This window comes from Streptomyces sp. NPDC006602 (assembly GCF_042870385.1).
GTDB lineage: Bacteria > Actinomycetota > Actinomycetes > Streptomycetales > Streptomycetaceae > Streptomyces.
In genome coordinates this window covers 1-13,799 of the sequence record NZ_JBIAHG010000007.1, presented here as the reverse complement: position 1 = coordinate 13,799, position 13,799 = coordinate 1, and the positions used below count along the sequence as shown (strand labels likewise).

Sequence of the window (13,799 nt, the reverse complement as noted above, 5' to 3'; positions counted from 1 at the left end):
TCCGGCGCAGGAAGCGGAGAGAGATGATCGACGCGTACGAGGATCCCGGCACGCCCGACTGTCGCGGCGGCGGCCGGTATCTGTGGTGGCTGGTGAGGTGCCAGCCGGGCCGGTCCGCCGCCGGGGCGCTGCTGGGCAGTACCTGGATGGTGCTGCTGGCGGCGACGCCGTATCTGATGTCCCGGGCGATCGACGACGGTCTCGAGCCGGGCCACATGGGCGCGCTGGTCGGCTGGAGCGTCGCGCTGTTCGCGGTGGGGGCGTTCAACGCCTGGCTGAGCATCATGCGGCACCGCACGATGACCCGGGTGCGGATGGACGCCAACTTCCGCACGGTCAAGGTCGTCGTCGGGCAGGCGGTCCGGCTGGGCGCCGCGCTGTCCCGGCGGGCCGGGGCCGGGGAGGTCGTCACGATCGGCGTCGGCGACGTGCAGACGATCAGCCAGTCGCTGACCGTCGTCGGACCCGGGGTCGGCGCGGTCGTCGCCTATCTGGTGGTCGCCGGGCTGCTGCTGTCGGTCTCGACGACGATCGCCGTGGTGGTGCTGCTCGGGATCCCGGTGATCGTCCTGCTGGTCGGGCCGCTGCTCACCCGCCTCCAGGGCACCGAGACGGAGTACCGGGAGCGGCAGGGCGTGCTCACCGCCCGCATCGCCGACCTCGCGGGCGGGCTGCGGGTCCTCAACGGGCTCGGCGGCAAGGGGCTGTTCGCCGACGCCTTCCAGCGGGACTCGCAGCGGCTGCGGGCCCAGGGCTACCGGGTCGGGGCGGTGACCAGCTGGGTGCAGGCGCTCGGGGTGGGGCTGCCGACGCTGTTCATGGCCGTCGTGACCTGGCTGGCGGCCCGGCTCGCCGCACGCGGGGACATCACCGTCGGCGAGTTGGTGTCGGTGTACGGCTATGTGGCGGTCCTGGTGGGGCCGGTGGCGTTCTGGGTGGAGTGCGGCTACCAGATCAGCCGTGGTCTGGTGGCGGCCCGCCGGGTCGTACGGTTCCTGCGTCTGGAGCCGATGGCGGACACCGGCACCCGGGACGCCCCCGCGGAACCCTCGGCACTGCACGACCCCGAGTCGGGCGTGCGGGTGCTGCCGGGGCGGCTGACCGCGCTGGCCTGCGCCCGCCCGGCCGACACCTCGGCCGTGCTCGACCGCCTCGGCCGGTACGTCCCGTCGGCGGTGACCTGGGGCGGGGTGCCGCTCGACGAGATCGCGCTGGCACAGGTCAGGCAGCGGATCCTGGTCGCCGACCACGAGGCCGACCTGTTCGCGGGCACCCTGCGCGAGCTCGTCGGCGGCGACGACGATGGCGACGAGGAGCGCATCGCGCGGGCCGTGCACACGGCCGTCGCCGAGGACATCGTGCAGGGCCTGCCGGACGGGCTGGACTCGGCGATCGACGCGCAGGGCCGCAACCTCTCCGGCGGCCAGCGTCAGCGCGTGCGGCTGGTGCGGGCGCTGCTCGCCGACCCCGAGGTGCTGCTCGCCGTCGAGCCCACCTCGGCGCTGGACGCCCACACCGAGGCGCGGGTGGCCGAGCGGCTGCGGGCCGCGCGCGAGGGCCGTACGACGGTCGTCACCACCACCTCCCCGCTGGTGCTGGACCGCGCGGACACCGTGCTGCACCTGGTCGACGGCAAGGTCGCGGCCACCGGCAGCCATCGCGAACTGCTGCTCCGCGAGCCGGGATACCGGGCACTGGTGGCGCGGGACGCCGACCTCACGGACACCGCCGATCTCACAGACGCAGCTGACGTCACAGACACCGAGGAGGCCGTACGGTGACCGGCTCGACGACCTCTTCCGGACAACTGCCCGTCGCCGAACCCGCCGACGTGCGGCGGGCCTCCGTGCGGCTGGTGAAGGCCGACCGGCGAGCCTTCACGGCGACCCTCGCGCTGAACGCGCTGGCCGCCGTCGCGGGGCTGGCCGGGCCGTGGCTACTGGGGCGGATCATCGACGACGTGCGGGGCGGGGGCGGGGTGTCGGCCGTGGACCGGCTGGCGCTGGCCCTCCTGCTGTGCGCGGTGGCGGAGTTGCTGCTGGCCCGGTGGGCACGGTACGTCGGGCACCGGTTCGGGGAGCGGACGCTGGCGCGGGTGCGCGAGGAGTTCGTGGACCGGACGCTGGCGCTGCCCGCGTCGGTGGTGGAACGGGCCGGCACCGGCGACCTGACGGCGCGCGGCACGGCCGATGTGGCCACCGTGGGCACCACGCTGCGCGACGCCGGTCCCGAACTGCTCATCAACGGCGTGCAGTTCCTGTTCGCGCTGGTCGCTGTGTTCGTCATCGACCCGCTGCTCGGAGCGGTCGGCGTGCTGGGCCTGACGCCGATCTGGTTCGCCCTGCGCTGGTATCTGCGCCGGGCGCGGGACGGTTATCTGGCCGAGGGCGCGGCCGTCTCCGAGGTCGCCGAGATCGTCGCGGCGACGGCGTCGGGTGCGCGAACGGTCGAGGCCCTGCGCCTGGAGGAGCGGCGGATCAGGGCGAGCCGGGAGGCCCTCGAAACGTCCCGCCGCACCCGCTTCCACACCCTCTACCTGCGCACCGTGTTCTTCCCGGCGGTGGAGGTGTCGTACCTGATCCCCGTGGCCGGGGTGCTGGTGATCGGCGGGATGCTGCACGCGGACGGCGTGATGAGCCTGGGCGCGGTGGTGGCGGCGGCGCTGTATCTGCGGCAGATGAGCGAGCCCCTCGACCAGATCCTGGTCCGGGTGGAGCAACTGCAGAGCAGCGGCGCCTCGTTCGCCCGCGTGGAGGGGCTGGCCCGGGCCCCGCGCGCCGACGCGGCCGACGCCCCCGTCCCGGCGGACGACCTGATCGAGGTGACCGGCGTGCGCTACGCCTACGACCGGGGCGGCGAGGTACTGCGTGGCGTGGACCTGACCGTGCGCCCCGGGGAACGGCTCGCGGTCGTCGGGCCCTCCGGCGCCGGCAAGACGACCCTGAGCCGGCTGCTGGCGGGCGTGGACGCGCCCAGCACCGGCACGGTGACGGTCGGCGGGGTGTCCGTCGTCGGCCTCGGCCCCGAACAGCTGCGCCGCCAGGTCGTCCTGGTCACCCAGGAACACCACGTCTTCCTCGGCACGGTCCGCGACAACCTCCTGCTCGCCGAACCCGCGGCGACGGACGACGACCTGTGGGCCGCGCTGGAGGCGGTCGGCGCGGGCGCCTGGGTACGGGAACTGCCTGACGGCCTCAACGCCACGCTGGGCGAGGGGGGTTGCCGTACGGACGGCTCCCAGGCACAGCAACTCGCCCTCGCCCGGGTCGTCCTGGCCGACCCGCACACCCTGATTCTCGACGAGGCCACGGCGCTGCTCGACCCGACCACCGCCCGCCACACCGAACGCGCCCTGGCCGCCGTGCTCGAGGGCCGCACCGTCATCGCCATCGCTCACCGCCTGCACACCGCCCACGACGCGGACCGCGTGGCGGTGATGGAGGACGGCCTGCTGACCGAACTCGGCACGCACGACGAGCTGGTGGCGGCGGACGGGGCGTACGCGGCGCTGTGGGGGTCGTGGCACGGGGACCGGCCGCAGTCCGCGTAGGGGCGAACGGCCCGTGGTCCAGTCAGTAGTCCGCGCGGTGGCAAACGGTCCGCATAACGAACATGAACAACCGGGCAACGAACGATTTCCGGCCAACTTTCTGACGCGCTCCTGACAGAAACCGTCATCTCCTGCGACTCTTCCCACGGCCGCTTCACACAGCAACCCCACAGCACACCCGTGTGACGCGGCGGACGTGGTTTCGCGCACCGCCCTGCTCTGCCCGGACGGCCCACCCGCCGACCGGTCTCCCCTGGCCGCGCGACCCGCGGCCACGCAGAAGGAGTCAGTGTTGAGAGACAGTTCCTCCCACAGACGCACCTCCCACACCCGCGTCACCAACCAGCGCAGGGTCGCCGCAGTGGCCCTCGTCGGCGTATCCGCCCTGATCGCCGCGGCCGTCCAGTCGGGCGCCGCCACCGCAGCTCCTCACAAGGCACCGTCGGCCGCCGGCAAGGTCATACCGGGCTCGGAGACGGTCAAGCTGACCCCCGCCCAGCGCGCCGAGCTGCTCCGCACAGCCGAGTCCGCCAAGGCGCAGACCGCCGAGGAACTCGGCCTGGGCGCCAAGGAGAAGCTGGTCGTCCGTGACGTCCTCAAGGACGGCGACGGCACGGTCCACACCCGCTACGAGCGCACCTACGACGGCCTGCCCGTCCTCGGCGGCGACCTGGTCGTGGACAGCACGAAGGCCGACGCGACCGAGGCCGTGGTCAAGGCCACCCGCGCCGCCATCAAGCCGGCCACGACCACGGCCAAGCTGCCCGCGGCCAAGGCCGAGACGCAGGCCCTGAAGGCCGCCGAGGCGGAGAAGGCCAAGAGCCCCGACGTCAACCGCGCCCCGCGCAAGGTGATCTGGGCGGCCGACGGCAAGCCGACCCTGGCGTACGAGACGGTCGTGGGCGGCTTCCAGCACGACGGCACCCCGCAGGAGCTGCACGTCGTCACGGACGCGGCGACCGGCGCGAAGCTGTACGAGTGGGAGGCCATCGAGACCGGCACCGGAAACACGGTGTACAGCGGCACGGTCACCCTCGGCACCACGCAGTCCGGGTCGACGTTCAACCTCACCGACGGTGCCCGCGGCGGCCACAAGACGTACAACCTCAACCGCGGCACCTCCGGCACCGGCACGCTGTTCTCCGGCCCGGACGACATCTGGGGCAACGGCAGCGCGTCGAACCTGGAGTCGGCCGCCGCCGACGCGCATTACGGGGCGGCGCTGACCTGGGACTACTACAAGAACGTGCACGGCCGCAGCGGCATCCGCGGTGACGGCGTGGGCGCCTACTCCCGGGTCCACTACGGCAACGCGTACGTCAACGCGTTCTGGGACGACAGCTGCTTCTGCATGACGTACGGCGACGGCTCGGGCAACACCAACCCGCTGACGTCGATCGACGTGGCCGCGCACGAGATGACCCACGGGCTCACCTCCAACACGGCGGGCCTCAACTACAGCGGCGAGTCCGGCGGTCTGAACGAGGCGACCTCCGACATCTTCGGCTCGACCGTGGAGTTCTACGCCAACAACTCCTCCGACGTCGGTGACTACCTCATCGGCGAGGAGATCGACATCAACGGCGACGGCACGCCGCTGCGTTACATGGACAAGCCCAGCCAGGACGGGGCGTCCAAGGACAGCTGGTACTCCGGCATCGGCTCGATCGACGTGCACTACTCCTCGGGCCCCGCGAACCACTTCTTCTACCTGCTGAGCGAGGGCAGCGGCACCAAGACCATCAACGGGGTCACCTACAACTCGCCCACCGCGGACGGCCTCGCGGTCACCGGTATCGGCCGCGACAAGGCGGAGAAGATCTGGTTCCGCGCGCTGACCACGAAGTTCACCTCGACCACCAACTACGCGGCGGCCCGCACCGGCACCCTCGCGGCGACGGGTGAGCTGTACGGCACGACGAGCGCCGAGTACAAGGCCGTGCAGGACGCCTGGGCGGGCGTCGCGGTCGGCGCGCGCTCCGACGGCGGCGGTGGCGGGGGTGGCGGCACCTCCTTCGAGAACGCGACCGACGTATCGATTCCGGACAACGGGGCGGCGGTCAACTCGTCGATCACCGTGTCCGGGCGGACGGGCAACGCGCCGTCGAACCTCGCGGTGGCGGTCGACATCGTCCACACCTACATCGGTGACCTCCGGGTGCAGCTGATCGCCCCCGACGGCACGGCGTACACGCTGAAGGCGTACGGCACCGGTGGCAGCGCGGACAACATCAACACCACGTACACGGTGAACGCCTCCTCCGAAGTCGCCAACGGGACCTGGCAGTTGAGGGTTCAGGACAACGCGGCCCAGGACACCGGCTACATCAACTCCTGGAAGCTCACCTTCCCGTAGGCCCCGCACCCCCTGAGGGCCCGAAGACGGGGCGCCGCCCCGGTGGTTCAACTCCCCGGGGCGGCGCCCTCGTTCACATCCCTGAAACATTTACCGGCCAGTGACTTTCGGCCAACATCACGTGGAGGCATGACATGTACGCGGCACTGATGCCACTCTTCCCCCAACCGCCGCACAACTTCCCAGCAGCCCCCCACCGAAGGAGCTTGTGTGTCCTCCGTCTACGCGCGTCACCGCCGCACGACCCTGGCCATCGCCACCACCGTCGCCGCCGGAGCCCTGCTCACCACCGGGCTGACCGCCGTCACCGCCTCGGCCCAGACCCCGGCGGACAGCACCGGCAGCGCGAAGCCGCTCGCGGCCCCCACCACGCTCGCCCCGGCCGCCCGCACCGCGCTCATCCAGCAGCAGCAGGACACCGCGGCCGGCACCGCCCAGGAGATAGGCCTCGGCGCCAAGGAGAAGCTGGTCGTCAGAGACGTCGTCAAGGACGCCGACGGCACGCTGCACACCCGCTACGAGCGCACCTACGCGGGCCTGCCCGTCCTCGGCGGCGACCTGGTCGTCCACGAGTCGAAGGCCGGCACCACCCAGGGCGTCACCAAGGCGACGAAGACCACCATCAAGGTCGCCTCGCTCAAGCCCGCGATCGCCGCGACCAAGGCGGAGAAGCAGGCCCTGACCGCCGCCGAGTCGGCCGGCTCGGAGAAGACCGAGGCCGACGCGGCGCCCCGCAAGGTGATCTGGGCGGGCAACGGCAGCAAGCCGACCCTCGCCTACGAGACGGTCGTCGGCGGCCTCCAGGAGGACGGCACCCCCAACCAGCTGCACGTCATCACCGACGCCGCCACCGGCAAGAAGCTCTACGAGTACCAGGGCATCGAGACCGGCACCGGCAAGAGCCTCTACTCCGGCAGCGTCACCCTCGGCACCTACCTGTCGGGCTCGACGTACCAGCTGTACGACACCTCGCGCGGCGGCCACAAGACGTACAACAAGGCGCACGGCACCAGCTCCTCGGCGGGCACCCTGTTCACCGACGCCGACGACACCTGGGGCACCGGCGCCGCGTCCAGCTCGACCACCGACCAGACCGCGGCCGTCGACGCCGCCTACGGCGCGCAGACGACCTGGGACTTCTACAAGAGCACCTTCGGCCGCAGCGGCATCAAGAACGACGGGAAGGCCGCCTACTCCCGCGTCCACTACGGCAACGCCTACGTGAACGCGTTCTGGGACGACAGCTGCTTCTGCATGACGTACGGCGACGGCGAGAGCAACACCCACCCGCTCACCTCGCTGGACGTGGCCGGCCACGAGATGACGCACGGCGTCACGTCGAACACGGCGGGCCTGAACTACTCGGGCGAGTCCGGCGGCCTGAACGAGGCCACGTCCGACATCTTCGGCACGGCGGTCGAGTTCTACGCGGCCAACTCCAACGACGTCGGTGACTACCTCATCGGCGAGGAGATCGACATCAACGGCGACGGCAGCCCGCTGCGCTACATGGACCAGCCCAGCAAGGACGGCGGTTCGGCCAACTACTGGTCGTCGACGCTGAAGAACCTGGACGTCCACTACTCGTCCGGCCCGGCGAACCACTTCTTCTACCTGCTCAGCGAGGGCAGCGGCAGCAAGACCATCAACGGGGTCGCCTACAACTCCCCGACGTCCAACGGCTCCACCGTCACCGGCATCGGACGCGCCAAGGCCGTCCAGATCTGGTACAAGGCGCTGACCGAGTACTTCACGTCGACCACCACGTACGCGGGCGCCCGCACCGGCACCCTGAGTGCGGCGTCGGCCCTGTACGGCTCCACCAGCACCGAGTACAAGGCGGTGGCGGCGGCCTGGTCGGCGGTCAACGTCAGCTAGTCCATGGGACTGACGGGCGGCACCCGGGACGAAGGCATACCCGGGTGCCGCCCTACTCTTGGTTGCCATGCCCTTGATGGACTTCACGTACGACGACGTCGGCGCCACCCGCCAGGACGGCTTCTGCCCGCCCGGCTTCCACCCCCTGCACGTGCGCGCCCGCATCGGCGAGGGCGAGGAGGTCTTCCGCAGAGCCTCCGAGGCGGTCCTGACCTGGGAGATGCACCGCGAGCTGGGCGTCGGCGTCGACGCGAGCGCGGACCGCGCCGCCCCCGACGTCGACGTCACCGTCACCCTCGCCGGACTGATCAAGGCCCCATGCCGCGTGGTCTGGACGGTCGAGGAACCCCGCCGCGCCGGCTGGGCGTACGGCACGCTGACCGGGCACCCGGAGTGCGGCGAGGAGTCCTTCGTCGTGGACCGCACCGGCGACGGCACGGTCTGGCTGACCATCTCCGCGTTCAGCCGGGGCGCCAAGTGGTACGCCCGCGCGGGCGGCCCGGCGAACCGGGGGTTCCAGCACGTGTACGCCCGCCGGTGCGGGGCGGTGCTGCGGCGGCTGTGCGCGCCGGTCGAGAAGATCTGATCCGACCCACGCGGCACAGCCCCCGCCGCCTCACCTCATCAGCACCCCCGCCGCCCGGGCCGCCTCACCGCATCAGCACCCCGGCCGCCTCCACCACCTCCTCCGACGGCAGCGCCACGAGCCCCAGCTCCGCCGCGGAAGCCAGCAGTGGGTGCGCGGGGAGAATGCGGACCGTGTAGCCGTACGGCCCGGTGCGGTCCAGGGACAGCGGACCCTCGTACACCCACCGCCCCTCCGGATCCGAGCCGCCCGCCGGTTTCAGCGGGACGGTGGTGGCGTCGGTGATGCGATCCTCCTCGTCGACCCGGCCGGAGACCGCCTGGACCTCGACGTCCTCGGGGGCGAGCCCGCCGAGGGCGACGCGCACCCTCAGGCCGAGGGTCGTGCCGAGTTCGGCGGTGGTCGTGGCGGCGGTCGTCTCGACGTGGTCGACGGTCACCCCGTGCCAGGCGGAGCGCAGCCGTGACTTCCACTCCGCCAGTTCGCGGGCGGCGTCGGGGGCCATCGTGCGGTGGGCGTGGGCGGCCGGGGCGTAGAGCCGCTCCACGTACTCGCGGACCATGCGCCCGGCCAGCACCTTCGGGCCGAGCAGGGTGAGGGTCTGGCGGACCATCTCGATCCAGCGGTCGGGCAGCCCGCCCTGCCCGCGCTCGTAGAAGCGCGGGGTGACCCGCTGTTCGAGCAGGTCGTAGAGCGCGGCGGCCTCTAGGTCGTCGCGCCGGTCGTCGGTGTCCACGCCGTCGGCGGTGGGGATCGACCAGCCGAAGTCGGGCTGGAACCACTCGTCCCACCAACCGTCCAGCACGGAGAGGTTGAGACAGCCGTTGAGCGCGGCCTTCATACCGCTGGTCCCGCACGCCTCCAGCGGCCTCAGCGGGTTGTTCAGCCAGATGTCGCAGCCGGGATAGAGCTTCTGCGCCATGGCCATGCCGTAGTCCGGCAGGAACACGATCCGGTGGCGCACCCGCGGATCGTCCGCGAACCGCACCAGCTCCTGCACCAGCCGCTTACCGCCGTCGTCCGCCGGGTGCGCCTTGCCCGCGACCACGATCTGGATCGGCCGCTCCGGGTGCAGCAGCAGGTCCATCAGCCGGTCCCGGTCGCGCAGCATCAGCGTCAGGCGCTTGTACGACGGGACGCGCCGCGCGAACCCGATGGTGAGGACGTCCGGGTCGAGCACGCCGTCGATCCAGCCCAGCTCGGCCGTGCCGGCCCCGCGTTGCCGCCAGGAGGCGCGCAGCCGCTCCCGCACCTCGGTCACCAGCTGCTCGCGCAGGTTGCGCCGCAGCTCCCAGATGTCCTGGTCGGCGATGTCCGCGACCGCGTCCCAGCGCTCCGAGCCGCCGACGGTCATGGCGTCCTCGGTGCGCTGCGCGCCGATCTGCCGGGCGCCGAGCCTGAAGACCTCCGGGGCGACCCAGGTCGGGGCGTGCACCCCGTTGGTCACGGAGGTGATCGGCACTTCCTCGGCGTCGAATCCCGGCCAGAGTCCGGCGAACATCTCCCGGCTGACCCTGCCGTGCAGCAGGGAGACGCCGTTGGCGCGCTGGGCGAGGCGCAGGCCCATCACGGCCATGTTGAAGAGGTTGGGTTCGCCGCCGGGGTAGGTCTCCATGCCCAGTTGCAGGACGCGGCCGACGTCGATGCCCGGGAGTTCGGCGTCGGGGCCGAAGTGGTGGGCCACCAGCTCGCGGTCGAAGCGGTCTATGCCGGCCGGGACGGGGGTGTGCGTGGTGAAGACGGTCCCGGCCCGGACCGCTTCGAGAGCGGAGTCGAAGTCCAGCCCCCGCGCGCACAGTTCGGCGATCCGTTCCAGGCCGAGGAAGCCCGCGTGCCCCTCGTTGGTGTGGAACACCTCGGGTTCGGCGTGGCCGGTGAGCCGGCAGTACGTCCGTACGGCCCTGACTCCTCCTATGCCGAGCAGCATCTCCTGGAGCAGCCGGTGCTCGCTGCCGCCGCCGTAGAGCCGGTCGGTCACCCCGCGTTCGCCGAGGGCGTTCTCCTCGATGTCCGAGTCGAGCATCAGCAGCGGGACCCGGCCGACCTGGGCCAGCCAGATCCGGGCGCGCAGCTGCTTGCCGCCGGGCAGGGCGAGGGAGACCTGGGCCGGGGTGCCGTCGGGCTCCTTGAGCAGGGCGACGGGCAGCTCGTTGGGGTCGAGCACCGGATAGTGCTCCTGCTGCCAGCCGTCCCGGGACAGGGACTGGCGGAAGTAGCCGTGCCGGTAGAGCAGCCCGACGCCGATCAGCGGGACGCCGAGGTCGCTGGCCGCCTTCAGATGGTCGCCGGCGAGGATGCCGAGGCCGCCGGAGTACTGGGGCAGGGCGGCCGTGACGCCGAACTCGGGCGAGAAGTAGGCGACGGCGGCGGGCAGGTCGGCCGTCTGTGTCTGGTACCAGCGGGCGCCGGTCACATAGTCGTTCAGGTCGTCGGCGGCCGCGGTGAGCCTGCGCAGGAAGCGGCGGTCATCGGCGAGTTCGGTGAGCCGCTCGGGCCGCACACTGCCGAGCAGCCGTACGGGGTCACCGCCCGAGGCGGTCCAGCGCTCGGGATCGACGGACTGGAAGAGATCGCGGGTCTCCGCATGCCAGGACCAGCGCAGATTGCGCGCGAGGTCGCTGAGCGGCCGGAGGGGTTCGGGGAGCACGGGTCGGACGGTGAATCGACGGATCGCCTTCACATTCCACCTCAAGCGGGCGTGAGGAAGAGGACGCACGGCGGTGTGCGCCCGTCGGCAGCTTCGAAGGTATAGGGCACGGGGCCTCCGTAACCACGGCGCGTTCTTGTGGGCCGCGTTTCCGGCCGCACCGGATGACCACTGACCCGATTTGGCCGATTCCGCCACCGTAGGCGCTCTTGTCGTACTTCACACCGCACGACAGGCTGCCAAGTGGCGTACCGGCCCGAGAAGCCGCGCACGCGGTGACCCCGGCTGTCGTACGCCGTGTTGAAGAGGGGGTACAGAGCCATGGCACGGACGCGAACACGGCGTCTGCGCGTGGCGGGGGGCCTGACCGCGGTGACCTGTGCCGCGGCGCTTTCGGCCATCACCCTGCCCGCGCACGCCGTACCGGAGGGGCGGATACTCGGCGCCGGACAACCCGGTTCCGTCGGCGGAAGTTACCTGGTGACACTCGAGGGGGGAACGAAGGCCCCGTCGGCGGCCGGAAAGGGCATAGCCGAGAAATACGGGGCGAAAATCAGCCATACGTACGGCACGGTGTTGAACGGCTACGCCATCAGGGCCGACGAGAGACAGGCCGAGCTCCTCGCGGCCGACCCGCACGTCGCCTCGGTCGTCCAGGACACCCGGGTGACCCTGGACCACGTCCAGAAGAACCCGCCGTCCTGGGGCCTGGACCGCATCGACCAGGCGAACCTGCCGCTGAACAAGAGCTACACCTGGCCGGAGTCCGCGGGGGCGGGCGTCACGGTCTACGTGATCGACACCGGCATCCGGATCGGCCACAAGGACTTCGGCGGCCGGGCGAGCTACGGCTGGGACTTCGTCGGCGGCGACAGGAGCGCCGGCGACGGCAACGGCCACGGCACCCATGTCGCCGGCACCGTCGCCGGGACCAGGTACGGCGTCGCCAAGAAGGCCAAGGTCGTCGCCGTACGCGTCCTCGACAACGCGGGCGCGGGCACCACCGCCCGGGTCATCGCCGGCATCGACTGGGTCACCAGGAACGCGAAGAAACCCGCGGTCGCCAACCTCAGCCTGGGCGGATACCACAACGCCCAGCTGGACGCCGCCGTACGCAACTCCATCGCGTCCGGCGTGACATACACGGTTGCCGCGGGCAACGACGGCCTGCCCGCCTCCCTCTACTCCCCCGCGGGCGTACGGCAGGCGATCACGGTCGGCGCGACCGACAAGTCGGACGCCAGGGCCAGCTTCTCCAACCACGGCTCGGCCCTCGACCTGTTCGCTCCCGGTGTGTCGATCACGTCGGCATCGACCGCGGGCGACACCGCCTCGGCCACCTCCTCCGGTACGTCGATGGCGTCGCCGCACGCGGCGGGCACGGCCGCGCTCTATCTCGCGGACCACCGGAAGGCCACTCCGGCGCAGGTCGGCAAGGCGCTTGTCGACATGGCGGAATCCGGGAAAATCTCCGGCCGAGGCCTTGGATCGCCGGACAAGCTTCTGCGGGTACCGCGCTGACCGGGACCGACTCCCGCACCGGCCCCGTTCGGCCAGAACGGGGCCGGTCTTATGTGAAGACATACGCGTGAGTAGTTAACAAAGTGCCGGATTGCTCACCCGAATAGGGTGGGAAGGCTCCCCCGGTACGCCCCTCATGAACAGGGACACCACGCAGGACCCACCTCCCCACATCCATCCGCCCACCCACGTTGACGCGGACAGGAGCGGTCATGCCCGCCACGCACCACTCGTCAGCACCCCTGACACCGAGCACCGAAGAAGTACCCGTGCGCCCGGTCGACGACGGTCCGCCGGCCCCGGAGCCACCCTCCGCGGGCGACACCGCCACGGCCGTCGGACGCATACCCGTCCTCGACGTCCGCCCGGTCGTCCAGCACGGACGAAGGCCCGCCAAGGCCGTCACCGGCGAGACCTTCGAGATCTCGGCCACCGTCTTCCGCGAGGGGCACGACGCGGTCGCCGCCAACGTCGTCCTGACGGATCCGGAAGGCCGCCTGGGCCCCTGGACGCCGATGCGCGAACTGGCACCCGGCACCGACCGCTGGGACGCCACCGTCAGCGCGGACGCGCCCGGCCGCTGGACGTACACCGTCGAGGCGTGGGGCGATCCCGTCACCACCTGGCGGCACCACGCCCAGATCAAGATCCCCGCGGGCATGGACACGGAACTGGTGCTGGAGGAGGGCGCCCGGCTGTACGAGCGGGCCGCCGCCGACATCCCCAAGAAGGGCAAACGGCAGGTCCTGCGCGCCGCCGTCGCCGCCCTGCGCGACGAGACCCGCCCGGCGGCGACGCGGTTGGCTGCCGCGTTGACGCCGGAGGTGGACGCGGTCCTGGCCCGGTATCCGCTGCGGGAGCTGGTGACGGCGTCGCGGACGCTGCCGCTGCTGGTGGAGCGGGAGCGGGCGCTGTACGGCTCGTGGTACGAGTTCTTCCCGCGTTCGGAGGGCACGTCCGAGCAACCGCACGGCACGTTCCGCACCGCGGCCCGCCGCCTTCCGGCGATCGCCGCGATGGGCTTCGACGTGGTGTATCTGCCGCCGGTCCACCCGATCGGGCAGACCTTCCGCAAGGGCCGCAACAACAGCCTCTCGCCCGGGCCGGAGGACGTCGGCGTGCCCTGGGCGATCGGCTCCCCGGAGGGCGGCCACGACGCGGTGCACCCGGACCTGGGCACGATCGAGGACTTCGACTGGTTCGTGCGGCAGGCACAGGGGCTGGGGATGGAGATCGCCCTGGACTTCGCGCTGCAGTGCTC

The 13,799-nt window shown here is 71.6% G+C and carries 8 protein-coding genes; 7 read left to right on the top strand and 1 reads right to left on the bottom strand.

All coding sequences use genetic code 11. From position 1 onward, the window contains the following. The first annotated feature begins 23 nt into the window (after positions 1–23). The 5 genes from ACFYO2_RS19885 to ACFYO2_RS19865 all read left to right on the top strand — a co-directional run bounded on the left by ACFYO2_RS19885 (position 24) and on the right by ACFYO2_RS19865 (position 8,370). Positions 24–1,781 (top strand): ABC transporter ATP-binding protein, encoded by a 1,758-nt coding sequence (locus ACFYO2_RS19885; RefSeq protein WP_388350436.1) that lies wholly within the window; start codon positions 24–26, stop codon positions 1,779–1,781. Further along, positions 1,778–3,550, top strand: a complete 1,773-nt coding sequence (locus ACFYO2_RS19880; protein ID WP_388350433.1) for an ABC transporter ATP-binding protein — start codon at positions 1,778–1,780, stop codon at positions 3,548–3,550. Before ACFYO2_RS19885 ends, ACFYO2_RS19880 begins: the two co-directional genes overlap by 4 nt. Positions 3,551–3,842: 292 nt before the next feature. Further along, positions 3,843–5,906: a M4 family metallopeptidase gene (locus tag ACFYO2_RS19875; protein WP_388350430.1), complete on the top strand. Its 2,064-nt coding sequence runs from the start codon at positions 3,843–3,845 to the stop codon at positions 5,904–5,906. A gap of 210 nt (positions 5,907–6,116) precedes the next feature. Then, positions 6,117–7,784: a M4 family metallopeptidase gene (locus ACFYO2_RS19870; RefSeq protein ID WP_388350427.1), complete on the top strand. Its 1,668-nt coding sequence runs from the start codon at positions 6,117–6,119 to the stop codon at positions 7,782–7,784. 76 nt (positions 7,785–7,860) lie between these two features. Further along, on the top strand, positions 7,861–8,370 hold the full coding sequence (locus ACFYO2_RS19865; protein WP_388351265.1) for a DUF1990 family protein: 510 nt from the start codon (positions 7,861–7,863) through the stop codon (positions 8,368–8,370). Between the two features lie 64 nt (positions 8,371–8,434). Here ACFYO2_RS19865 and ACFYO2_RS19860 read toward each other — a convergent pair whose 3' ends face one another. Beyond that, positions 8,435–11,050 (bottom strand): glycosyltransferase family 1 protein, encoded by a 2,616-nt coding sequence (locus tag ACFYO2_RS19860; RefSeq protein ID WP_388350424.1) that lies wholly within the window; start codon positions 11,048–11,050, stop codon positions 8,435–8,437. A gap of 288 nt (positions 11,051–11,338) precedes the next feature. Here ACFYO2_RS19860 and ACFYO2_RS19855 point away from each other — a divergent pair, with 288 nt between their 5' ends. Together ACFYO2_RS19855 and ACFYO2_RS19850 are read left to right on the top strand one after the other, a co-directional pair. Further along, positions 11,339–12,538: a S8 family peptidase gene (locus tag ACFYO2_RS19855; RefSeq protein WP_388350421.1), complete on the top strand. Its 1,200-nt coding sequence runs from the start codon at positions 11,339–11,341 to the stop codon at positions 12,536–12,538. A 212-nt stretch (positions 12,539–12,750) separates the two neighbouring features. Next, the coding region (locus ACFYO2_RS19850) for a maltotransferase domain-containing protein (protein ID WP_388350418.1) at positions 12,751–13,799 on the top strand (1,049 nt) is incomplete at its 3' end.